Below are 22358 nucleotides of genomic sequence, written 5' to 3'. Positions count from 1 at the left end.
GGCGTGGTGTCAGGCCCGGACCGCCAGGCCGTAGCGGTGCTCGGGGCGGCCGGTGTCGCCGTAGCGCAGGGTCAGCCGCAGCCGGCTGTCCCGTTCCAACTGCTTGAGGTAGCGCTGCGCCGTCGAGCGGCTCAGCCCGGTGGCGTCCGCGACCTCCTGCGCGGACAGCGGGCGGCCCGCCTGGCGCAGCACCCCCAGCACCAGGTCGGTGGTGGGCGCCGAGTGCCCCTTCGGCAGCGGGCCGGCCGGGGCGGCGGCGCTGCGCAGGGTGGCGAACAGCCGGTCCACCTCGTCCTGGCCGGCCTCCCGGGCCGCCGGGCCGGCCAGCGCGTGCCGCAGCTGCGCGTACGCGACCAGCTTGTCCCGCAGGCCGGCGAAGGTGAACGGCTTGACCAGGTACTGCAGCGCGCCGTGCTGCATCGCGGCGTGCACCGTCGACACGTCCCGGGCGGCCGTCACCATCATCACGTCGCAGGCCACCTGCCGCTCCCGCAGCCGGCGCACCAGCGCCAGGCCGGTCTCGTCCGGCAGGTGGTGGTCGAGCAGCAGCAGGTCCACCGGGCGGCGCTCCAGCGCGGCCAGCGCCTCCCCGGCCGAGTGCGCGGTGCCGGTCACCCGGAAGCCCGGCACCTTGGCCACGTACGCGGCGTGCACGTCCGCGACCCGGAAGTCGTCGTCCACCACGAGTACGTCGATCATCAGGCCTCCACGAGCTGAGGGGTGAGCAGGGCCTCGGGCAGCTCGACCGTGAACCGGGCGCCGCCGAGCGGTCCCGCATCGAGCACGATCCGGCCGCCGGTCCGTTCGACCAGCCGCCGCACCATCGCCAGCCCCAGCCCGCGCGGACGGTGCGCGGGCGCGTCCTTGCTGGTCCACCCCTCCTCGAAGACCTGCTCGCGCAGTTCCTCCGGCACGCCCGGGCCGCTGTCCGCGACCTGCAGCAGCAGCGTGGAGCCGGCCGCCGCCAGCGTCACCTCCAGCCGGCCGCCCCCACCCGCCGCGAGCGCGTCCACCGCGTTGTCGATCAGATTGCCGAGCACCGTCACCAGCGCCCGCGCGTCCACCACCGCGTCCGGCAGGTGCGCCGCCGGGGCCAGCAGCAGCCGCACCCCGCGCTCGCCCGCCACCGCCGTCTTGCCCGCCAGCAGCGCCGCGACGTGCGGATCCTGCACCTGCTCGGCGATCCGCGCCGCGACCACCGCGTGCGAACCGGACTGCTCCGAGATGAACGCCACCGCCTGCTCGTGGCGGCCCAGCTCCAGCAGGCCCAGCAGGGTGTGCATCCGGTTGGCGTGCTCGTGGTCCTGGGCGCGCAGCGCCTCGGTCAGGCTGCGGGTGGTGTCCAACTCACGGACCAGCGACTCCAGTTCGGTCCGGTCGCGGAGTGTCACGACCGCGCCGCCCTCGGCCGTGCTCATCCGGTTGACCACCAGCACCCGGTCGTCCCGGACCGCCGGCAGGTCGGCGCCGGTGATCCGCCCGGTCAGCACGTCCGACAGCCGGCCCGGCGGCAGCACCGCGTCGATCGGCCGCCCGGTGCAGTCCTCCGGCAGGCCGAGCAGCCGCACCGCCTCGTCGTTGGCCAGCCGGATCCGGCCGCGCTCGTCCAGCGCCACCATGCCCTCGCGGATGCCGTGCAGCATCGCCTCCCGCTCCACCAGCAGCGCCGAGATGTCGGCCAGCGCGATGTTGTGGGTGCGGCGCTTCAGCCGCCGGGCCAGCGCCAGCGTGGCGACCGTCCCCGCGGCCAGGCCCGCGCCCGCGCACAGCAGGATCCCGGTGAGCATCTTCAGCAGCCGGCGGCGGATCGAGTCGTCGCTGATGCCGACCGACACCTCGCCGACGATCCGGCCGTCCGCGACCCGCAGCGGCACCTTGCCGCGCGCGGTGCGGCCCAGCGTGCCCTGCTGCATCGCGGTGACGCTGAGCCCGCTGAGCGCCGGCTCCGGGTCGGTGCTGACCCGGTGGCCGATCCGCTCCGGGTCGGTGTGCGAGAGCCGGATCCCGTCCAGGTCGGTGACCACCACGAAGCTCGCGCCGGTGGCCAGCCGGATCTGCTCGGCGTTGCGCTGCGCGGTCGCCGAGTCCCGGGCGTCGGCCGCTCGGGCGATCGCCTCGTCGGTGGCGGTGGCCTGGGCGATCGACAGCGCCCGCTGCATCGCGTCGTGGTCCAGCTCGCTGCTGACCGGGGCCAGGAACAGTCCGGCGGTCACGGTGGTGACACCGACGGTGACGACGGTCTGGCTCAGCAGCAGTTGCGCGAAGACCCGGCGGGGCCAGCGGGGCAGCTTCATCCGGGCCTCCTCTCGGCGGCTGTGGGGGGCGGGTACGTCAGGGTCGGGACACCCTACGTTTCCGGCGTGTTTCTGTCAGCCGCGTCCCCGCAGTTGTAGCGGAAGCAAAAGGAGCAGAACACCCCTCAATGCGGAGAAACCGCAGTACGCCGAGAAGGCTCCCGCCCGGGCCCCGCCCGCTCCTACCTTTCCGGGGCAAGCACAGACCCGGGAGGATTGAATGAGCACAACCCCGGCGATCGAGCTGACTGGCGCGACGAAACGGTTCCGCACCCCGTCCGGGGCCCTGCACACCGCCGTCCGTGATCTCGATCTGACCGTCGCCCAAGGCGAGTTCGTCGCCGTCGTCGGGCCCACCGGCTGCGGCAAGTCCACCACGCTGACCCTGGTCAGCGGCCTGGAGGAGCCCACCGAGGGCGAGGTCCGGGTGGACGGCGAGCCGGTCCGCGGGATCCACCCCAAGGTCGGTTTCGTCTTCCAGCAGGACGCCGTCTTCCCCTGGCGCACCGTCCTGTCCAACGTGATGGCCGGGCCGCGTTTCCGCGGCGTGCCCACCGCCGAGGCCAGGGAACGGGCCCGGGACTGGCTGGGCCGCGTCGGCCTCGCCGCCTTCGAGGACCGCTACCCGCACCAGCTGTCCGGCGGCATGCGCAAGCGCGTCGCGCTCGCCCAGACCTTCGTCAACGACCCGGACATCCTGCTGATGGACGAGCCGTTCTCGGCGCTGGACGTGCAGACCCGCGCCCTGATGTCCGACCAGCTGCTGGAGCTGTGGGCCGGGACCAGGTCCTCCGGGAACGCCGCGTCGGTCGTCTTCGTCACCCACGACCTCGACGAGGCCATCGCGCTCGCCGACCGGGTCGTCGTCATGACGGCCGGACCGGCCACCGTCAAGGAGATCTTCACCGTCGACCTGCCACGACCGCGCACCGTGGAGGCCGTCCGGCTGGAACCGAGGTTCGTCGAGCTGTACCGCGAGATCTGGGCCTCGCTCGGCGAAGAGGTGCGCATCACCCGGGAGAGAGGAGCGGGTCGTGCCGCTTGAGACCGCGTCGGCCGTCGCCGACAAGCCCCCGGCGGCCGCCCCCGCCAGCCGTACCGAGGCCCGCGAACGGGCCGCCCGCAATCGGAGGCTGACCGTCTACGGGGCCCGGGTCGCGGTCCTGGTCGCCTTCCTCGGACTGTGGGAGGTCTGCGCCCGCACCGACGTCATCGACCCGTTCAACTTCTCGCAGCCGTCGAAGATCTGGGACCAGATCTGGCAGTGGATCACCCACGGCACCGCGCAGGGCTCGCTCGGCGAACAGATCGGCTACACCCTCTACGAGGCCCTCACCGGCTGGGTGATCGGCGTCATCTGCGGTGTGCTGCTCGGCATCGCGCTCGGCCGGGTCCGCTTCCTGGCCGACGTGTTCGGGCCCTACATCAAGGTGCTCAACGCGATCCCGCGGATCGTGCTCGCCCCGATCTTCCTGATCTGGTTCGGCCTCGGCCCGGCCTCCAAGGTCGCCTCCGCCGTCGTCCTGGTGTTCTTCCCGGTGTTCTTCAACGCCTTCCAGGGCGCCCGCGAGGTGGACCGCAACCTCGTCTCCAACGCCCGCATCCTCGGCGCCGACGGCCGCAAGGTCACCCTCCAGGTGGTCATCCCCGCCGCCACCACCTGGATCTTCACCAGCCTGCACGTCAGCTTCGGCTTCGCCCTGATCGGGGCCATCGTCGGCGAGTACATCGGCGCCACCAAGGGCCTCGGGCTGCTCGTCGCCGCCGCCCAGGGCACCTTCAACGCGGCCGGCGTGTACGCCGCCATGACCATCCTCGCCGTCGTGGCGCTGCTCACCGAGGGGCTGCTGACCTTCGCCGAGAAGAAGCTGTTCCGCTGGAAGCCCGCCGACGCGGGCGACGGCCGCTGAACCCCCTGCGCCGCTGAATCCCCTGCGTCGCTGAACCCTCTGCGTCGCTGAACCGTCCTGCGTCGCTGAATCCTCTGCGTCGCTGAACCGTCCTGCGTCGCTGAACCCCCACGCTCCGGCGTCGCGAACCCCCCGCGCCGCTGAACCCCCTTGTGCCGCTGATCCCCCCTCGCAGAGAGAGGCACCCCCCACCCATGCGCCCGAACCCGATCGGCAGATCCGCCGCGGCCGCCCTCGCCGCCGTCCTGCTCCTCCCGCTCTCCGCCTGCGCCAACGACGCCGCCACGACCACCCACGGCGCCGCCGCCCCGGCCGGCCGGCAGGTCGACGGGCCCAAGGTCAAGATCATGGTCGGTGGCCTGGACAAGGTCATCTACCTGCCCGCGATGCTCACCCAGCGGCTCGGCTTCTTCGCCGACGCCGGCGTCAACGTCGAGCTGATGAGCGAGCCCGCCGGCGTCAACGCCACCACCGCGCTGCTCGCCGGCGACGTCCAGGGCGCCGTCGGCTTCTACGACCACACCATCGACCTCCAGGCCAAGGGCAAGATCGTCGAGTCCGTGGTGCAGTTCTCCCAGGCCCCCGGCGAGGTCGAACTCGTCTCCACCAAGCAGGCCGACGCCATCAAGTCCGGCGCCGACTTCAAGGGCAAGAAGCTCGGCGTCACCAGCATCGGTTCCTCCACCGACTTCCTCACCAAGTACCTCGCCGTCAAGAACGGCACCGCCGTCAGCGAGTTCAGCCCGATCGCGGTCGGCGCGGGCCAGACCTTCATCGCCGCGCTCCAACAGGGCAGCATCGACGGCGGGATGACCACCGACCCGACCGTCGCCAACGTCCTCGACAAGGGCCTCGGCAAGATCCTCTACGACATGCGTACCCCCGAGGGCTCCCGCGACGCCCTCGGCGGCCTCTACCCGTCGTCCTCGCTCTACATGAACACCGACTGGGTGGAGAAGAACAAGGACACCACCCAGAAGCTCGCCAACGCCTTCGTCAAGACCCTCAAGTGGATGTCCACACACAGCCCCGAGGAGATCGCCGCGAAGATGCCCGCCGACTACGCGCAGGGCGGCGCCGAGCAGTACGCGGCCGCGATCAAGGCGACCCTGCCGATGTTCACCACCGACGGGGTGATGCCGGCCGACGGCCCCAAGACCGTCCTCGCCGTCCTCGCCGCCTTCCACCCGGACGTCAAGGGCAAGGAGGGCACCATCGACCTCTCCCGCACCTACACCACCGAGTTCGTCGGCAAGGCCGTCACCGGCTGAGCCGACACCCGACGTGACGGCCCCGCGCACCTCCCTGGACAGCAGGCGCGGGGCCGCCCGCGCGCTCCGGTCCCGCGCTCACCCCCACGGGCGCGGGGCCGCCCGCGCTCCCGACCTGCTGAAGACTCTGCCGTCCCGCCGCCGTCCCGCTACCGGCCCCGCACCGAGAGCACGTCCATCCGCGACGGTGTCCCCGCCGCCTTGCCGCAGCTCTCCGGACGCGCCGGCTCGCTCACCGCCTCGATCACGTCCACCTCCCAGGCCCGGCCGTCCTGGTGCAGCACCGAGACCAGCCAACGGCCCGCGCCGTCCGGCCGCTGGGACAGCGTCAGCGCGTCCACCCCGGTCTCCCCGGTCGCCAGCCGCACCGCGTGCTCGGCCGCCTGACCCGGACGCTCCCAGCCCGAACAGCCCCGCGACCAGGCCGGCACCATGTGCCCGGCCGCCGTCGCCGCCAGCACCTCCTTGGCCGCCTCCGCCGTCAGCCGCCCGTACGCGTAGCCGTACGGCAGCACCAGCATCGTGGGGGAGAAGCGGTGCCCGCCCAGGTGCGTCACCTCCCACACCTCGCTGTGCCCGGCCGCCGCCAGCTCCGCCGCCAACGGGCGGCCCAGCAGCGCGCAACAGCGGTCCCGCCGCCCGTTGGTGCACACCAGCGCCAACGGGCCGCCGACGTGCTCCACCCCGAAACCGCCGTGGTCGCCGACGCCCAGCGCCGCGAAGTCCAGCTCCAGCAGCTCCGCCGGATCGGCCACCTCCGCCCGGCGCACCCAGCCGCGACCCGGCACCGTGTGCGCTACGACCACCTCGTGCCGCGCCGTCGGCAGGCAGTCCGCGTGCCGCCCCGGCCGCCGGATCAGCGCCACCCGCACCCCGGTGCCCGCCGCGGCCGCGTCCAGCGCCCGCCCTGTCGCCGGGTCCAGATGGCTCTCCCCGAGTGCCTTCGCGCCCCACGGCCCGTTCTGCTCCACCAGCAGCCAGGTGGTCGCCACCGCGGCGGTGGCGGTCAGCGGCTCCGACAGTTCACGCGACAACGTCGCACAGGTGCTCACCCGGGCAAGGCTACCCTCGGCACCCGCCGTGCCCCCGAACGACGGAGGAGGGGTGCCGGACGACTCCGGCACCCCTCCTCCACCACGCCTGCGCCCTACGCCGGCCCGGCCACCACCGCGATCGGCGCCGTCACCGGCGTGCCCGAACCGTCACGGCGCGGGTCGCGCTCCGGCAGGTCCACCGGCGCGCCCTTGTCGGACGCCGCCCGGGCCGGGGCCACGCCCGCCCAGGCGAACGTCAGACCGTCCTCGCCGCGCAGGAACCGCTGGCAGCGCACGCCGCCCGTCGCCCGGCCCTTGCGCGGGTACTGCTCGAACGGCGTCACCTTCCACGACGTCTGCTCCTCGCCGGCCAGCGTCCCCGACGCCCCCGCCACCGAGACCACCACCGCGTCCGACGCCGGATCCACCGCCGTGAACGACAGCACCCGCGCCCCGTCGGACAGCTTGATCCCCGCCATGCCGCCCGCCGGACGGCCCTGCGGGCGCACCTGCCCCGCCGGATAGCGCAGCAGCTGCGCGTCCGAAGCGATGAAGACCAAGTCCTCCTCGCCGGTGCGCAGTTCGACCGCGCCCACCAGCTCGTCACCCTCCTTGAGGGCGATCACCTCGAACTCGTCCTTGTTCGCCGGCCACTCCGGCACCACCCGCTTCACCACGCCCTGCACCGTGCCCAGCGCCAGCCCCGGCGAGGACTCGTCCAACGTGGTCAGCGCCAGCGCCCGCTCCCCGGCCTCCAGCCGCAGGAACTCGCCCACCGCGGCCCCGCCGGCCAGCGTCGGCGACGGCGTCGGCGGCAGTGCCGGCAGATCGATCACCGGCAGCCGCAGCACCCGGCCCGCCGACGTCACCACACCCACGTCCGCCCGCGCCGTCGCCGGCACCGCCGACACGATCACGTCGTGCTTCGAGCGCTTCTCCGACAGCTCGAACGGCTCCCCGTCCGCCGTCCGCGCCAGCAGGCCCGTCGACGACAGCAGCACCCGGCACGGGTCGTCCGCCACCTCCAGCGGCACCGACAGCGCCGCCGACGGCGCCGCCCCCGCCTCCAGCAGCACCGTCCGCCGCTCCGTCCCGAACTGCTTCGCCACCGCGCCGAGTTCGGACGACACCACGCTGCGCAGCCGGGAGTCGGAGTCCAGGATCTCGGTCAGCTCCGCGATCTCCGCGTTCAGCTTCGCCTTCTCCTGCTCCAGCTCCACCCGGTCGAACCGGGTCAGCCGCCGCAGCGGAGTGTCCAGGATGTACGCCGTCTGCGTGTCCGACAGCGAGAAGCGCTCCATCAGGCGCTCCTTCGCCTGCCCCGCGTTGTCACTCGACCGGATGATCGCGATGACCTCGTCGATGTCGAGCAGCGCGACCAGCAGACCGTCGACCAGGTGCAGCCGCTCCTCCCGCTTGCGCCGGCGGAAGTCGCTGCGCCGCCGCACCACGGTGAACCGGTGGTCGACGTAGACCTCCAGCAGCTCCTTCAGCCCCAGCGTCAGCGGCTGGCCGTCCACCAGCGCCACGTTGTTGATGCCGAAGGTCTCCTCCATCGGCGTCAGCTTGTACAGCTGCTCCAGCAGCGCCTCCGGCACGAAGCCGTTCTTCACCTCGATCACCAGCCGCAGCCCGTGCTCGCGGTCGGTCAGGTCCTTGACGTCCGCGATGCCCTGCAGCTTCTTCGCGTTGACCAGGTCCTTGATCTTCGAAATGACCTTCTCCGGGCCGACGTTGTACGGCAGCTCGGTCACCACGATGCCCTTGCGGCGCGCCGTCACCGCCTCCACCGTCGTGGTCGCCCGGATCTTGAACGTGCCGCGGCCCGACTCGTACGCGTCCCGGATCCCCGACAGGCCCACGATCCGCCCGCCCGTCGGCAGGTCCGGACCGGGCACGAACCGCATCAGCGTGTCCAGGTCCGCGGTCGGGTGCTTGATCAGGTGCCGGGCCGCCGCCACCACCTCGGACAGGTTGTGCGGCGGCATGTTCGTCGCCATGCCGACCGCGATGCCCGTCGCGCCGTTCACCAGCAGGTTCGGGAACGCCGCCGGCAGCGCCAACGGCTCCTGCTCGCTGCCGTCGTAGTTCGGACCGAAGTCGACGGTGTCCTCGTGGATCGACTCCACCATCGCCATCGACGCCGCCGTCAGCCGCGACTCCGTGTAGCGCATCGCCGCCGGCGGGTCGTCGTTGCCCAGCGAACCGAAGTTCCCGTGCCCGTCGATCAGCGGCAGCCGCATCGAGAACGGCTGCGCCATCCGGACGACCGAGTCGTAGATCGACGCGTCGCCGTGCGGGTGCAGCCGGCCCATCACCTCGCCCACCACACGGGCGCACTTCACGTGCGCGCGGTCCGGCCGCAGGCCCATCTCGTTGGCCTGGTACAGGATCCGGCGGTGCACCGGCTTCAGACCGTCCCGCGCGTCCGGAAGCGCACGCGAGTAGATCACCGAGTAGGCGTACTCCAGGAAGGAGCCCTGCATCTCGTCCACGACGTCGACATCGAGGATCCGCTCCTCGAAGTCTCCGGGCGGCGGGGTCTGCGAACTGCGGCGGGCCATCGCGGCGGGGCTCCCTTACGTCTCGCTTGCTGTGTCTCGGTCAGTCTCTGACGTCCATCCACCGACCCCCGTCAACAGGGCTCGGCGCCCCCATTGTGGACCCTCGTGCCGACACTCCCGGCCAGCGCCCCTCTTCCGCCCCTGGCGAACGCCCCGTCTGCGCGGGACACGAACACGCCCCCCGCGCGTTGCACCACAATGGGGGACGCCACACGAACCCCGACATCGACGACGGGAAGGACCCGAGCGCATGGCCAACCCGGCCCCCGCATCCGCCTCCACCGGAGGACATGGCGCTGCCATCGCCATCACCGAGCACCGCCTGGCCAACGGCCTGCGCGTCGTCCTCTCCGAGGACCACCTCACCCCGGTCGCCGCGGTCTGCCTCTGGTACGACGTGGGCTCCCGGCACGAGGTCAAGGGCCGCACCGGCCTCGCCCACCTCTTCGAGCACCTCATGTTCCAGGGCTCCGCCAACGTCTCCAACAACGGGCACTTCGAGCTCGTCCAGGGCGCCGGCGGCTCGCTCAACGGCACCACCAGCTTCGAGCGCACCAACTACTTCGAGACCATGCCCGCCCACCAGCTGGAGCTCGCCCTCTGGCTGGAGGCCGACCGCATGGGCTCGCTGCTCGCCGCCCTCGACGAGACGTCCATGGAGAACCAGCGCGACGTCGTCAAGAACGAGCGCCGTCAGCGCTACGACAACGTCCCCTACGGCACCGCCTTCGAGAAGCTCACCGCGCTCTCGTTCCCCGACGGCCACCCGTACCACCACACCCCGATCGGCTCCATGGCCGACCTCGACGCCGCCACCCTCGACGACGCCCGCGCGTTCTTCCGCACCTACTACGCGCCCAACAACGCCGTCCTCACCGTCGTCGGCGACATCGACCCCGAGCAGACCATCGCCTGGGTCGAGAAGTACTTCGGCAGCATCCCCTCCCACGACGGCAAGCAGCCGCCGCGCTCCGGCGAACTCCCCGACACCATCGGCAGCGAACTGCGCGAGCACGTCCACGAGGACGTCCCCTCCCGCGCCCTGATGGCCGCCTACCGCCTCCCGCACGACGGCACCCGCGACGCCGACGCCGCCGACCTCGCCCTCACCATCCTCGGCAGCGGCGAGTCCAGCCGCCTCTACAACCGGCTCGTCCGCCGCGACCGCACCGCCGTCGCCGCCGGCTTCGGCCTGCTCCGCCTCGCCGGCGCCCCCAGCCTCGGCTGGCTCGACGTCAAGACCTCCGGCGACGCCACCATCGAGCAGATCGACGCCGCCGTCGACGAGGAACTCGCCCGCTTCGCCGCCGAAGGCCCCACCCCCGAGGAACTCGAACGGGCCCAGGCCCAGATCGAGCGCGAATGGCTCGACCGGCTCACCACCGTCGCCGGCCGCGCCGACGAACTCTGCCGCTACGCCGTCCTGTTCGGTGACCCCAAGCTCCTGAACGACGCCCTCCCCAAGGTCCTCGACATCACCGCCGAGGAGGTCCAGGCCGTCGCCAAGGCCCGGCTCCACCCCGACAACCGGGCCGTCCTCGTCTACGAGCCCACCACGGCCGACGACACCGACGCCCCCGCCGCCACCGATGAGGAGGGTGCCGCCGCATGAGCACCGACTACGTCCCCGCCATGACGTTCCACCCCCAGCCCGAGCCCGGCACCCCCGGCCCCTGGGCCTTCCCCGCCCCCGAGCGCGCCGCCCTCGGCAACGGCATCACCGTCCTGCACTGCCACCGGCCCGGCCAGCAGCTCGTCGCCGTCGAGGTCCTCCTCGACGCCCCGCTCGCCGCCGAACCCGACGGCCTCGACGGCATCGCCGCCATCCTCGCCCGCGCCCTCAGCGAGGGCACCGACACCCTCACCGCCGAGGAGTACGCCGCCGAACTCGAACGCGCCGGCGCCACCCTCGACGCCCACGCCGACCACCCCTGCATCCGCGTCTCCCTGGAGGTCCCCGCCTCCCGCCTGCAGCGCGGCCTCTCGCTGCTCGCCGACGCCCTGCGCGCCCCCGCCCTCCCCGAGGACGAGATCGAGCGCCTTGTCGCCAACCGCCTCGACGAGATCGTCCACGAGCAGGCCAACCCCGCGCGGCGCGCCGCCAAGGCCCTCTACGCCGAGCTCTTCGACGGCGCCGACCGCCTCTCCCGGCCCCGCAGCGGCACCGCCGACACGGTCAAGGCCATCGACCGGGCCGCCGTCAAGGCCTTCTACGACGCCCACGTGCGCCCCGCCACCGCCACCGTCGTCGTGGTCGGCGACCTCACCGGCACCGACCTGCCCGCCCTCCTGGAGAGCACCCTCGGCACCTGGACCGGCAACACCGCCGAACCCTCCGCCCACGCCCCCGTCACCGCCGACGACCGCGGCCGCGTCGTCATCGTCGACCGCCCCGGCTCCGTCCAGACCCAACTCCTCATCGGCCGCATCGGCCCCGACCGCCACGACCCCCTCTGGGCCGCCCAGATCCTCGGCACCTACTGCCTCGGCGGCACCCTCACCTCCCGCCTCGACCGCGTCCTGCGGGAGGAGAAGGGCTACACCTACGGCGTCCGCTCCTTCGCCCAGCCGCTGCGCTCCGCCGCCGACGGCAGCGGCCGCTCGCTGCTCGCCATCAGCGGCTCGGTGGACACCGCCTCCACCGCCCCGGCGCTCGCCGACACCTGGACCATCCTGCGCACCCTCGCCGCCGAGGGCCTCACCGACGCCGAGCGCGACGAGGCCGTGCAGTTCCTGGTCGGCGTCGCCCCGCTGAAGTACGAGACCGCGGGCTCGGTCGCCGGCACCCTGGCCGACCAGGTCGAGCAGTACCTCGCGGACGACTACCAGGCCGAGGTCTACCGGCAGCTCGCCGAACTGCCCACCGCCGCCGCCACCGAGGCCGTCGTCGCCGCCTTCCCGCCGGACCGCCTGGTCACCGTGCTGGTCGGCGACGCCTCCGTCATCGCCGACGACGTGCGGGCCCTCGGCATCGGCGAGGTCACTGTCGTCAGCTGACCCCGCGGTTCCCGTGCGGCCCGGTGGAGCACCCGCTCCGCCGGGCCGTCGCGTTGTTAAATCCGTTGCGGGCCAGCGGCGTTCCGTGGATAGATATCCCCGGCACAGACGGACGAACGACGACGAACGACGACGAACGAAGGGAGGCGGTCACCATGCGGGTCGAGCGAGCCATACGCCGACGCTCCCCAAGGCCGTCCTCCCCCTGTGCCCAGGGCGCCTGAGCCCCACCCCCGAACTTCCCCGAGCCGCACCGGGATTCTTCGCGCGGCACCCCCTTCCCCGAACCACCCGACCGCTGGAGGTCGTTCAACCATGACGTACACCGAGGTGCCCGGAATCCGGGTCCCGATCCGGATGTGGACCGACCCGGCCACCGTCGAGGGCCAGGCCCTGCAGCAGCTGCGCAACATCAGCTCCCTGCCCTGGCTGCACGGCCTCGCCGTGATGCCCGACGTCCACCTGGGCAAGGGCGCGACCGTCGGCTCCGTCATCGCCATGAAGGGCGCCGTCTGCCCGGCGGCGGTCGGCGTCGACATCGGCTGCGGCATGAGCGCGGTGAAGACCTCCCTCACCGCCGAGGACCTCCCCGACGACCTGTCCCGCCTCCGCTCCAAGATCGAGCAGGCCATCCCGGTCGGCCGCGGCCTCCACACCGACCCCGTCGACCCCACCAAGCTGCACGGCCTCCGGACGGCGGGCTGGGACGACTTCTGGCACCGCTTCGACGGCGTGGCCGGGGAGGTCAAGTGGCGCCGCGAGCGGGCGATGCAGCAGATGGGGACGCTCGGGGGAGGGAATCACCACATTGAACTATGTGTCGATGATAAGAAAAGTGTTTGGCTGACGCTGCATTCCGGTTCTCGTGGAATCGGCAAGGAACTGGCCGAGTACCACATGGGTGTGGCCCGGTCGCTGCCGCACAACCAGGGGCTGATCGACCGTGACCTCGCGGTGTTCATCTCGGAGACCCCGCAGATGGCGGCCTACCGGCAGGACCTGTTCTGGGCGCAGGAATACGCGCTGCACAACCGCTCGATCATGATGGCTCTCTTCAAGGACGTCGTACGCCGCGAGCTCCCGAAGGCGAAGGTGACCTTCGAGGACGAGATCAGCTGCCACCACAACTACGTGGCGGAGGAGCGGTACGACGGCCAGGACCTGCTGGTGACCCGCAAGGGCGCGATTCGCGCCCGGACCGGCGACTACGGCATCATCCCGGGCTCCATGGCCACCGGTTCGTACATCGTGCGCGGGCTGGGCAACGAGGCGTCGTTCAACTCGGCCTCGCACGGTGCCGGCCGCAAGATGAGCCGCAGCGCGGCGAAGAAGCGGTTCTCCACGGAGGACCTGGTCGAGCAGACCAAGGGTGTGGAGTGCCGCAAGGACAGCGGCGTCGTGGACGAGATCCCGGGCGCGTACAAGTCGATCGAGAAGGTCATGGCACAGCAGACCGATCTCGTCGAGCCGATCGCCCACCTCATGCAGGTCGTCTGCGTCAAGGGGTGATCGAATGAGGCGGCCTCCGACGAAGCCGGGGGCCGCCTTCACCGCTGCGGAAAGACTCTCGGACGTTTGGGGCCGACAAGTCGCCAGTGACGGACCTTGCAGCTCTTGAGCGTTCGCCCCAAGTGCGCGGAGGCCGTCTCCATGCTTGGTGCGGTGAGGATCACCTCGTCCTCCTCCGGGGTCCAGCTGCGCCGAGGGGGTGCGAATCCCATGGTCGATGGACGAACCCACCCGCTGACTCGATCGGCACCGGCCTGCTTGCGGAGCAGCGCCAGGCAGCCCGGGTAGTAGAGGTCGGTGGCCAGGGCCACGGCGGCCTCGTTGAGGAAGAGGATGTTGTAGATGTTGTCGCGTTTGTTGCGGTTGAGCTTGCGCCGGGCCCCGCAGAGGCGTTCTGCATAGAGGGCAGTGAAGGCGGCCGTCGCGTCGCTCTTGGTGGCCAGGCCGACGAAGGGCAGTTCCTTGGACGTGAGGCCCACCGAGCCGTCGGCGTCGATGAGGCCGCGCAGGTAGTCGCGCTCGGAGAACGGCACCGTCGGCGGTGCGATGAGCTCGGATTTCCGTCCCACCGGCAGGCCGAGGTCCCGCAGTTCCTCGCGGAACTCGCGGGCGCAGACGGTCCACATCGCCGAGGTGTGCTCCGCTTTGAAGTTCGTGCTGCGCGTCCGGTACCGGATGTTGCTGTTGTACGGGCAGAGCCGCTGGAACTCCTCCAGGATGGGCGCGTCGCGCGCGGAGAGTTCCACGGAGAGCCGGCCGCGGTTGCGGGACTGCTCGGTGAGGTGTCCGTCCGCCTGGAGGAAGGCGAACATGTAGGCGTGCTCGGGTCGTTCGAGGTCGAAGAACGTCATGCGGCGAGCATCTGTGCGATCGATCGCGGAAGGAGCGCGATCGCTCGCCAGTTCGCTCAATGGTGTGGATGCGATCGATTCCGCGAACAGAAGCGCCCGGCAGTGTTAGGACTGCCGGGCGCTTCTGTCGGTCGAGTTGGCTCAGGCCGCGGCCGGGAGCTCGTCGAGGCCTTCCTGGACGAGCTTGGCGAGGCGGTCCAGGGCGTCGTCGGCGTTGTCGGCGTCGGAGGCGAGGATGACCTCGTCGCCGCCCTGGGCGCCGAGGCCGAGCAGGCCGAGCATGGAAGCGGCGTTGACGGGGTTGCCGCCGGGCTTGGCGATGGTGATCGGCACGCCGGTTGCCGTGACGGCCCGGACGAAGACGGAGGCGGGACGGGCGTGCAGGCCCTCGGCCCAACCGATGGTGACGCGGCGCTCAGCCATGAGACGTGCCTTTCCGGTGAAGCTGGTTACGGCCGTGCTCGGGGAAGCGGCCATGTTGTCTAGACCAGTGTTGCACGCAGGCGGCCCCTGCGAGCCGCCGCGTTCGGGACTTGTGATTGTTTCTTTTCGGGGCATAAGGCCCGGCCAGCGGCCCTGCCCACCCTGCTGCCAGTGTGCGCCCGGCGCCATTCGGCTCGCTGCCGGATAACCTGACGAATGTGGACGACTCCGCAGTGGCGCAGCCCGAGCAGGACCCCGGTGACCGGGGGGAATCCGGACCGGATTACCCCCAGCACTGGGAGGCCGACATCCTGCTGCGGGACGGCGGTACGGCCCGCATCCGGCCGATCACGCCGGAGGACGCGGAGCGTCTGGTGGAGTTCTACGCACAGGTGTCGGACCAGTCCAAGTACTTCCGTTTCTTCGCCCCCTATCCCCGGTTGTCGGAGAAGGACGTCCGCCGTTTCACCCACCACGACTTCGTGGACCGGGTGGCGCTGGCGGTGGTGGTCCGGGACCGTTTCATCGCGACCGTCCGCTACGACCGGATCGACGCGCAGGGCCGTCCGTCCGAGGCCGGGACGGACGCCGAGGTGGCGTTCCTGGTGCAGGACGCCCATCAGGGCCGCGGGGTGGCCTCGGCGCTGCTGGAGCACATCGCGGCGGTGGCGCAGGAGCGCGGGATCCGCCGGTTCCAGGCGGAGGTGCTGCCGGAGAACCGGAAGATGGTGAAGGTCTTCACCGATGCCGGCTACACGCAGCGCCGCAGTTTCACCGACGGTGTGGTGCACCTGGAGTTCGATCTTGAGCAGACGGACCGTTCGCTGGCGGTGATGCGGGCGCGCGAGCACCGGGCGGAGGCGAAGTCGGTGCAGCGGCTGCTGACCCCGCGGTCGGTGGCGGTGATCGGGGTGTCGCGCAATCCGCAGACGGTGGGCCGGGCGATCCTGCGGGACCTGCTGGGCAGTGCCGACGACACGCGCCCGGTGTACGCGGTGAACCGCAACGCCCCGCCGGGCACCGGGCTGGACGGCGTCCCGGTGCACCGTTCGGTTCTGGACATTCCCGGGCCGGTGGATCTCGCGGTGATCGCCGTCCCGGAGGGGGCCGTCCCGGCGGCCGTCGCCGAGTGCGGCGCGCACGGGGTGCAGGGCCTGGTGGTGGTGACCGCCGGGTACGCGGAGACCGGTCCGGAGGGCCGGGACCGCCAGCGCGCACTGGTGCGCCAGGCGCGGGCGGCGGGGATGCGGGTGATCGGCCCGAACGCCTTCGGCCTGATCAACACCGATCCGGACCGCCCGTTGAACGCCTCGCTGGCCCCGCAGCTGCCGGGCCGGGGCGGGTTCGGGATCTTCTGCCAGTCCGGCGCGATCGGGGTGGCCCTGCTGGAGTCGGCGCACCGCCGGGGCCTGGGGGTGTCCTCCTTCGCCTCGGTGGGCAACCGGTCGGACGTCTCCGGGAACGACTTCCTGCAGTACTGGGCGGAGGACGAGGCCACCGAGGTGGTGCTGCTCTACCTGGAGTCCTTCGGCAACCCGCGCAAGTTCACCCGGATCGCGCGCCGGCTGGCCGCGGTGAAGCCGGTCGTGGTGGTGAAGGGCGCCCGGCACACCGGCAGCCTGCCGCCGGGCCACGCGGTGCCGGCGACCGCGACGGGGCTGCGTGACGCGACGGTGGACGCGCTGTTCGAGCAGGCGGGCGTGATCAGGGTGGAGACGATCACCGAGCTGTACGACACCGGGGAGCTGCTGGCCCTGCAGCCGCTGCCGCAGGGGGACCGGGTCGCGGTGGTCGGCAACTCGGACTCGCTGGGCCTGCTGACCTACGACGCCTGCCTGAGCGCGGGCCTGCGGCCGCGCACGCCGGTGGACCTGACCACGGCCGCGACGGGCGAGAACTTCCGGATCGCGCTGGACGTGGCGCTGGCCGATCCGGCGGTGGACGCGGTGATCGCGGTGGCGATCCCGCCGATCGGCACGTCCGCGCACGCCTTCATGGGCGGCCGGCTGACCGGTCCGGACGATCCGGAGATGGGTTCGGACGATCCGGAGATCGCCGACGCGCTGCTCGAAGCCAGCCGAAGGGCAAGGGAGTTGGGCAAGCCGCTGGTGCTCGCCCATCTGGCGTTGACCGATCTGCCGGTCCGGCTGCGCCCAGGGGGCGTGCCGGCGTTCGCGGCGCCGGAGCGGGCGGTGCGGGCGCTGGCGCACGCGGTGCACTACGCGCAGTGGCGGCGCCGGACGGCCGAGGCGGAGGAGACGGCCCGGGTGCCCGAGCTGGACCGGATCGACGAGCCGGGCGCCCGGGCGCTGGTCGAGGCGGCGTTGAGCACCCGGACGGCGATCGCCGCGCGGACGCAGCCGGGCGGCGCCCGGATCACCCTGCCGGACGCGGGGGCCCGTGAGCTGCTGGCGCGCTACGGCATCGACGTCTTCCCGGCGCTGCCGGCGCCGGACGAGGAGGCGGCCGTGCGGGCCGCGGCGACACTCGGCTATCCGGTGGCGTTGAAGGCCACCGCCCCGCATCTGCGCCACCGCCCGGACCTGGGCAGCGTGCGGCTGGACCTGACCGGCGAGCCCGGGCTGCGCCGGGCGCACCGCGAGCTGGACGCGCTGTTGGGCGGTGCGGCGCAGGCGGAGCTGGTGGTGCAGCGGCTGGCGCCGCGCGGGGTGGACACCGTGATCGGTGCCACGGTGGATCCGGCGGTCGGCGCGATCCTGTCGTTCGGCCTGGCGGGGGCGCCCGCCGAGCTGCTGGGCGACGTGGCGCACCGCTTGGTCCCGGCGACCGACCAGGAGGTGGCCGGGCTGGTCCGGGAGGTGCGGGCGGCGCCCCTGCTGTTCGGTTGGCGGGGTGCGGAGGCGGTGGACACCGGCGCGTTGGAGGAGTTGCTGCTGCGGGTGTCGCAGTTGGTGGACGACGTGCCGGAGATCGCCTCGGTGGATCTCGAACCGGTGGTCGTGGCCCCGTACGGGCTGGCGATCCTGGGGGCGCGGGTGCGGATCGCGCCGCTGCCCGTCCGTAGCGATCTGGGCCCGCGCGCGATGAGCAGCCTGTAACCTTCCTTGGTTGCGCCTGCCTGTGGGCGCTGTTGTCCGAAGCTCGGCGCCGTGCCGCCCGCTTCGTCGGCGGACCATGCCAGGATGGAGTTATGGCGAAGACCGGTACCACCAGCACTCAGGACCTGCGCTCGGCGATCGAGCGCAGCGGTTACTACCCGGCCCTGGTGTCCGAGGCGGTCGAGGCCGCGGTGGGCCCGGAGCCGATCAGCTCCTACCTGGTGCACCAGGAGACGACCTTCGACGCCAACGAGGTGCGTCGGCACGTGACGGTGCTGGTGCTGACCCCGACGCGGTTCGTGGTGAGCCACACCGACGAGCAGTCGGGGGACGCGGGCAGTCCGGCGGTGCCGTTCGCGACGACGTCGACGGAGAGTGTCCGGCTGGACCGGATCGGTTCGGTCGTGCTGAGCCGGATGGTCGCGAACCCGGAGACGTACACGCCGGGGACGCTGCCGCGCGAGGTGGTGCTGACGATCGGCTGGGGTGCGGTGCAGCGGCTGGACCTGGAGCCCGCGGGCTGTTCGGACCCGAACTGCGAGGCTGACCACGGCTACACGGGTTCGGCGACGGCTGACGATCTCTCACTGCGGGTGAGCGAGGCCGGTGACGGCCCGGAGACGGTGGCCCAGGCACTGGTGTTCGCCCGCGCGCTCTCCGACGCGACGATCAGCAACGGCCCGCGGGTCTGAGCGCCGCCGCCTTCGACTGCTACGAATCCGGTTTCATGTCCTTCGCACCTTCCGGCGGCTTCGACGCCTTCGAGATCCTCGACCCGGCCGCGGCTCCCGCGCCCCCGTACGGCAGCGGTTCGCTCTGCGACCTGTTGCCCTCGGTGGCGGCGGGCCTGGGCGTTCCGGGTTTCACCGCGACCCTGCCGATCGCCCCGGCGGACCGGGTGGTGGTGTTCCTGGTGGACGGCCTGGGCTGGGAGCTGCTGCTGCGGCACCCTGAGTACGCGCCGTTCCTGTCCTCGCTGGCCGGGAGTTCGATGGGTGGTTCGGGCCGCCCGCTGACCGCCGGTTTCCCGTCGACCACGGCGACCTCGCTGGCCTCGGTCGGCACCGGCACCCCGCCGGGGCTGCACGGTCTGGCCGGGTACACGGTCGCGGTGCCGGGCGCCGGTTATCTGATGAACCAGCTGCGTTGGCAGCCGCACACCGACCCGCACGTCTGGCAGCCGTACCCGACGGTCTTCGAGCGGACGGACGCCGCCGGGGTGGCGACCGCGCAGGTGTCCTCCCCGCTGTTCTCGCAGACGCCGCTGACCAGGGTGGCGCTGTCCGGCGGAACCTTCCTGGGCCGGACCACGGGCGAGGAGCGGATGGACCTGGCGGCCTCCTGGCTGGCCGAGCACGACCGGGCGCTGGTCTACACGTACGTCAGCGAGCTGGACGGTGCGGGCCACCGCTTCGGGGTGGACTCGGACGAGTGGCGGATGACCCTGGACGCGGTGGACCGGCTGGCCCGCCGGCTGGCCGAGCGGCTGCCGCCGCGTTCGGCGATGTACGTGACCGCCGACCACGGCATGATCGACATCGCGCCGGAGGACCGGATCGACTTCGACGAGGACTGGGAGCTGGGCGCCGGCGTGGCCCTGCTGGGCGGCGAGGGCCGGGCCCGGCACGTCTACGCGGTGCCCGGTGCGGCGGCCGACGTGTTCGCGGTCTGGAGCGAGGTGCTGGGCGACCGGATGTGGGTGGCCACCCGGGACCAGGCGATCGCGGCGGGCTGGTTCGGTCCGGTCGTGGACGAGCGGGTGTACGGGCGGATCGGCGACGTGGTGGCCGCGGCGCGGGACGACATCGCGATCACCGCCTCCCGCAACGAGCCGGGCGAGTCCGCGATGATCGGTCTGCACGGTTCGATGACCCCGGTCGAGCAGTTCGTGCCGCTGCTCGAAGTTCGCGGCTGAGCCAGGTCCTTGACTCTTCTGTGCCCGAACTCCCCTGATGTGAAAGGCCTTTGCTCCACCCATGGCTGAACTGGTGTTCTTCTCGGGCACGATGGACTGCGGCAAGTCGACGCTGGCGCTGCAGATGGACCACAACCACTCCGCCCGCGGCCGGCAGGGACTCATCCTGACCCGCCACGACCGGGCCGGTGCGGCGACCATCTCCAGCCGGCTGGGCCTGCGGGCGGACGCGGTCGAGGTGACGGACGACTTCGACTTCCACGCGTACGTGGTGCACCGGCTCTCGGCGGGCGGCCGGGTGGACTACCTGATCTGCGACGAGGCGCAGTTCTTCGCCGCCGAGCAGGTCGACCAGTTGGCCCGGGTGGTGGACGAACTCGACATCGACGCCTACACGTTCGGGATCACCACGGACTTCCGCACCCGGCTTTTCCCCGGCTCCCAGCGGCTGATCGAGCTGGCCGACCGGGTGGAGGTGCTCCAGGTCGAGGCGCTGTGCTGGTGCGGTGCGCGGGCGACGCACAACGCCCGGACGGTGGGCGGGGTGATGGTGGTCGAGGGCGCCCAGGTGGTGGTCGGCGACATCTCGGTGAACGAGGACGAGGTCGGGTACGAGGTGCTCTGCCGCCGGCACCACCGCCGTCGGCTGACCGCCGCGACGGCCCGGGCCTCGGTGCTCTCCCCGGACGTGCTGCCCTTCGAGCAGCAGGTCTGAGTCCTGTCCTGGGCGCGCTAGCGGAGTTCCAGCACCGAGAAGTGCCCGCCCTGCGGGTCGGACAGCCGGGCGGCGCGGCCGCGGGCGGTGTCGTGCGGTGGGACCAGGACGCGGCCGCCGAGTCCGACGGCGTGCCGGGCGGTGGCGTCGGCGTCGCGGACGGCGAAGTGGACCCGCCAGCGGGGCGGATGGCCGCGCAGTTCGGCGCGGTGCCGGATGCCGGCGACCGGTTGCCCGTGCACGAGTAGCGCGGACTCGTCGTCGGCGTGCCGGACGGGGCGGTCGAGTACGGCGGTGTAGAAGGCGACGGCGCCGTCGGTGTCGGGGGTGAGCAGTTCGGTCCAGGCCGGTCCGCCGGGTTCGGGCCCGGCCTCCCGGCCGGTGTGCTCCTCGCCCTGCCAGAGGCCGAAGACGGCGCCGGAGACGTCGGCGGCGATGGCCATCCGCCCGGCGCGTTCGGCCTGGAGCGGCCCGACGGCCACGGTTCCGCCGCAGGAGCGCACCAGTTGGGCGGTGTGGTCGGCGTCGTCGACGGCGAAGTAGGTGGTCCACTGCACCGGGAAGCCGGTGGCGGTGGAGACGCCGAGGCCGGCGACCGGTGCCCCGTCGAGTTCGGCGCGGACGTAGGCGCCGAGCTGGCCGGGGCCCGGGGTGTAGGTCCAGCCGAGCAGGTCGGCGTAGAACGCGCGGGCGCCGGCCAGGTCGTCGGTCAGCAGGCTGACCCAGCAGGGGGTGCCCTGGGCCAGTCGGAGTTCCACCGCGGGCAATGCGGGCCTCCTCATGGGTGGTTGGCGCAATGGGTGGTTGGCGCACGGAAATCCTCGCGCGCGAGGGTGATGCTTCCACTCTGGCGCGCGTCGAACCCTCGGGCCGCGCGGAAATTCCGGCAAAGAGCGCACAAAGAGCGGCGGGTTGGCGGCGCTGCGCGACAATGGCCGCCATGACCACCTACAACGACGGTTCCCCGCTGATCTCCGCGGCCGGGCTGGCGCAGGCGCTCGCCTCCGCGCGCCCGCCGGTGCTGTTGGACGTGCGCTACCGGCTGGTCGGTGCCGCGCAGTCCGGCCCGACCGCCGTCGAGGAGTACCGGGCCGGGCACCTGCCCGGCGCCCGCTTCGTCGATCTGGACCGGGACCTCGCGGCCCCGCCGGGCGCCCCCGGCCGGGGCGGCCGCCACCCGCTGCCGGACCCGGAGGAGTTCGGCGCGGCGATGCGCCGCCTGGGAGTGGACTCCGACCGCCCGGTGGTGGTGTACGACGGCGCGGCCTCGCTGGCGGCGGCCCGCGCCTGGTGGCTGCTGCGCTGGGCCGGGCACCGGGACGTCCGGGTGCTGGACGGCGGGTACGCGGCCTGGTCGGCGGCCGGACTGCCGGTGACGGCGGAGGTTCCGGCGCCGGCGGAGGGTGATTTCAAGCCGATCCCGGGGCAGTTGCCCGTGGTGGACGCGGACGGCGCGGCGGCCTGGGCGCGCGGCGAGCTGCTGCTGGACGCCCGGGCGGGGGACCGCTACCGGGGCGAGAGCGAGCCGGTGGACCCGCGCGCCGGGCACATCCCGGGCGCGGTGTCGGCGCCGACGGCCGAGAACGTGGCGGCCGACGGGCGGTTCAGGTCGGCCGCGGAGCTGACGGCGCGGTTCCGTGCGCTGGGCGCGGGTGAGCGGGAGACGGCGGTCTACTGCGGCTCGGGAGTGACGGCGGCGCACCAGATCCTGGCGCTGGAGGTGGCGGGCCTGCCGGCGACGCTGTACCCGGGGTCGTGGAGCGAGTGGTCGAGCGACGAGGTCCGCCCGGTGGCGGTGACCGACCAGCCGGGCTGA

The 22358-nt window shown here is 72.5% G+C and carries 18 protein-coding genes; 11 read left to right on the top strand and 7 right to left on the bottom strand.

The window, feature by feature from the left end; translation table 11 throughout:
- Nucleotides 1–9: 9 nt before the first annotated feature.
- Nucleotides 10–699: a response regulator gene (locus ACFVHI_RS06540; protein ID WP_063349364.1), complete on the bottom strand. Its 690-nt coding sequence runs from the start codon at nt 697–699 to the stop codon at nt 10–12.
- Nucleotides 699–2294, bottom strand: coding sequence for an ATP-binding protein (locus ACFVHI_RS06535; protein ID WP_380336346.1), 1596 nt, complete (start codon nt 2292–2294; stop codon nt 699–701). Before ACFVHI_RS06535 ends, ACFVHI_RS06540 begins: the two co-directional genes overlap by 1 nt.
- Nucleotides 2295–2514: 220 nt before the next feature.
- Between ACFVHI_RS06535 and ACFVHI_RS06530 the strand changes: the two genes are divergently transcribed.
- From ACFVHI_RS06530 to ACFVHI_RS06520, 3 genes are all read left to right on the top strand, one after another.
- Nucleotides 2515–3339, top strand: coding sequence for an ABC transporter ATP-binding protein (locus ACFVHI_RS06530; RefSeq protein WP_063349366.1), 825 nt, complete (start codon nt 2515–2517; stop codon nt 3337–3339).
- On the top strand, nt 3329–4204 hold the full coding sequence (locus ACFVHI_RS06525) for an ABC transporter permease (RefSeq protein WP_063349367.1): 876 nt from the start codon (nt 3329–3331) through the stop codon (nt 4202–4204). Before ACFVHI_RS06530 ends, ACFVHI_RS06525 begins: the two co-directional genes overlap by 11 nt.
- 194 nt (nt 4205–4398) lie before the next feature.
- A complete protein-coding gene (locus tag ACFVHI_RS06520) occupies nt 4399–5475 on the top strand; it encodes an ABC transporter substrate-binding protein (RefSeq protein WP_063349368.1) in 1077 nt (358 codons plus the stop codon).
- A gap of 149 nt (nt 5476–5624) precedes the next feature.
- On the opposite strand, the gene ACFVHI_RS06515 is transcribed toward ACFVHI_RS06520, so the two are convergent.
- Nucleotides 5625–6527, bottom strand: coding sequence for a sucrase ferredoxin (locus ACFVHI_RS06515; RefSeq protein ID WP_363374274.1), 903 nt, complete (start codon nt 6525–6527; stop codon nt 5625–5627).
- Between the two features lie 95 nt (nt 6528–6622).
- Nucleotides 6623–9073 carry a DNA topoisomerase (ATP-hydrolyzing) subunit A gene (locus ACFVHI_RS06510; RefSeq protein WP_380336341.1) on the bottom strand — a complete coding sequence of 817 codons (2451 nt, stop codon included), beginning with the start codon at nt 9071–9073 and terminating at the stop codon, nt 6623–6625.
- 250 nt (nt 9074–9323) lie between these two features.
- Here ACFVHI_RS06510 and ACFVHI_RS06505 point away from each other — a divergent pair, with 250 nt between their 5' ends.
- The 3 genes from ACFVHI_RS06505 to ACFVHI_RS06495 all read left to right on the top strand — a co-directional run bounded on the left by ACFVHI_RS06505 (nt 9324) and on the right by ACFVHI_RS06495 (nt 13579).
- Complete coding sequence (locus ACFVHI_RS06505) at nt 9324–10685, top strand: pitrilysin family protein (RefSeq protein WP_063349371.1); 1362 nt, start codon at nt 9324–9326, stop codon at nt 10683–10685.
- 20 nt (nt 10686–10705) lie between these two features.
- Nucleotides 10706–12070, top strand: a complete 1365-nt coding sequence (locus ACFVHI_RS06500) for a pitrilysin family protein (RefSeq protein WP_063351412.1) — start codon at nt 10706–10708, stop codon at nt 12068–12070.
- Between the two features lie 315 nt (nt 12071–12385).
- Nucleotides 12386–13579, top strand: a complete 1194-nt coding sequence (locus ACFVHI_RS06495) for an RtcB family protein (protein ID WP_380336338.1) — start codon at nt 12386–12388, stop codon at nt 13577–13579.
- Nucleotides 13580–13617: 38 nt separating this feature from the next.
- On the opposite strand, the gene ACFVHI_RS06490 is transcribed toward ACFVHI_RS06495, so the two are convergent.
- Nucleotides 13618–14430, bottom strand: coding sequence for an LAGLIDADG family homing endonuclease (locus ACFVHI_RS06490; protein WP_380336335.1), 813 nt, complete (start codon nt 14428–14430; stop codon nt 13618–13620).
- Nucleotides 14431–14571: 141 nt separating this feature from the next.
- Complete coding sequence (locus ACFVHI_RS06485) at nt 14572–14853, bottom strand: HPr family phosphocarrier protein (protein WP_063349373.1); 282 nt, start codon at nt 14851–14853, stop codon at nt 14572–14574.
- 233 nt (nt 14854–15086) lie between these two features.
- Between ACFVHI_RS06485 and ACFVHI_RS06480 the strand changes: the two genes are divergently transcribed.
- The 4 genes from ACFVHI_RS06480 to ACFVHI_RS06465 all read left to right on the top strand — a co-directional run bounded on the left by ACFVHI_RS06480 (nt 15087) and on the right by ACFVHI_RS06465 (nt 20542).
- Nucleotides 15087–17912 carry a GNAT family N-acetyltransferase gene (locus ACFVHI_RS06480; RefSeq protein WP_380336472.1) on the top strand — a complete coding sequence of 942 codons (2826 nt, stop codon included), beginning with the start codon at nt 15087–15089 and terminating at the stop codon, nt 17910–17912.
- Between the two features lie 92 nt (nt 17913–18004).
- Complete coding sequence (locus ACFVHI_RS06475; RefSeq protein ID WP_063349374.1) at nt 18005–18604, top strand: DUF5998 family protein; 600 nt, start codon at nt 18005–18007, stop codon at nt 18602–18604.
- Nucleotides 18605–18639: 35 nt separating this feature from the next.
- Entirely contained in the window at nt 18640–19827 is a 1188-nt protein-coding gene (locus tag ACFVHI_RS06470; protein ID WP_063349375.1) for an alkaline phosphatase family protein, read from the top strand.
- Between the two features lie 61 nt (nt 19828–19888).
- Nucleotides 19889–20542, top strand: a complete 654-nt coding sequence (locus ACFVHI_RS06465) for a thymidine kinase (protein ID WP_063349376.1) — start codon at nt 19889–19891, stop codon at nt 20540–20542.
- A gap of 17 nt (nt 20543–20559) precedes the next feature.
- Here the strand turns inward: ACFVHI_RS06465 and ACFVHI_RS06460 are convergent, their stop codons facing one another.
- Nucleotides 20560–21300, bottom strand: coding sequence for a VOC family protein (locus tag ACFVHI_RS06460; protein ID WP_347878564.1), 741 nt, complete (start codon nt 21298–21300; stop codon nt 20560–20562).
- Between the two features lie 182 nt (nt 21301–21482).
- Here ACFVHI_RS06460 and ACFVHI_RS06455 point away from each other — a divergent pair, with 182 nt between their 5' ends.
- A complete protein-coding gene (locus ACFVHI_RS06455) occupies nt 21483–22358 on the top strand; it encodes a sulfurtransferase (RefSeq protein ID WP_380336330.1) in 876 nt (291 codons plus the stop codon).

Origin of the sequence: Kitasatospora sp. NPDC127121 (genome assembly GCF_042677305.1) — a bacterium.
Lineage (GTDB): Bacteria > Actinomycetota > Actinomycetes > Streptomycetales > Streptomycetaceae > Kitasatospora.
The sequence above is the reverse complement of the archived record's forward strand: the minus strand, read 5'-3'. Positions and strand labels throughout refer to the sequence as shown.

Excerpts from the sequence above, each read along its gene's own strand:
- ACFVHI_RS06540 (WP_063349364.1), bottom strand. The coding sequence starts at position 699 with ATGATCGACGTACTCGTGGTGGACGACGACTTCCGGGTCGCGGACGTG.
- ACFVHI_RS06535 (WP_380336346.1), bottom strand. The coding sequence starts at position 2,294 with ATGAAGCTGCCCCGCTGGCCCCGCCGGGTCTTCGCGCAACTGCTGCTG.
- ACFVHI_RS06530 (WP_063349366.1), top strand. The coding sequence starts at position 2,515 with ATGAGCACAACCCCGGCGATCGAGCTGACTGGCGCGACGAAACGGTTC.
- ACFVHI_RS06520 (WP_063349368.1), top strand. The coding sequence starts at position 4,399 with ATGCGCCCGAACCCGATCGGCAGATCCGCCGCGGCCGCCCTCGCCGCC.
- ACFVHI_RS06510 (WP_380336341.1), bottom strand. The coding sequence starts at position 9,073 with ATGGCCCGCCGCAGTTCGCAGACCCCGCCGCCCGGAGACTTCGAGGAG.
- ACFVHI_RS06505 (WP_063349371.1), top strand. The coding sequence starts at position 9,324 with ATGGCCAACCCGGCCCCCGCATCCGCCTCCACCGGAGGACATGGCGCT.
- ACFVHI_RS06500 (WP_063351412.1), top strand. The coding sequence starts at position 10,706 with ATGACGTTCCACCCCCAGCCCGAGCCCGGCACCCCCGGCCCCTGGGCC.
- ACFVHI_RS06495 (WP_380336338.1), top strand. The coding sequence starts at position 12,386 with ATGACGTACACCGAGGTGCCCGGAATCCGGGTCCCGATCCGGATGTGG.
- ACFVHI_RS06490 (WP_380336335.1), bottom strand. The coding sequence starts at position 14,430 with ATGACGTTCTTCGACCTCGAACGACCCGAGCACGCCTACATGTTCGCC.
- ACFVHI_RS06485 (WP_063349373.1), bottom strand. The coding sequence starts at position 14,853 with ATGGCTGAGCGCCGCGTCACCATCGGTTGGGCCGAGGGCCTGCACGCC.
- ACFVHI_RS06475 (WP_063349374.1), top strand. The coding sequence starts at position 18,005 with ATGGCGAAGACCGGTACCACCAGCACTCAGGACCTGCGCTCGGCGATC.
- ACFVHI_RS06470 (WP_063349375.1), top strand. The coding sequence starts at position 18,640 with ATGTCCTTCGCACCTTCCGGCGGCTTCGACGCCTTCGAGATCCTCGAC.
- ACFVHI_RS06465 (WP_063349376.1), top strand. The coding sequence starts at position 19,889 with ATGGCTGAACTGGTGTTCTTCTCGGGCACGATGGACTGCGGCAAGTCG.
- ACFVHI_RS06455 (WP_380336330.1), top strand. The coding sequence starts at position 21,483 with ATGACCACCTACAACGACGGTTCCCCGCTGATCTCCGCGGCCGGGCTG.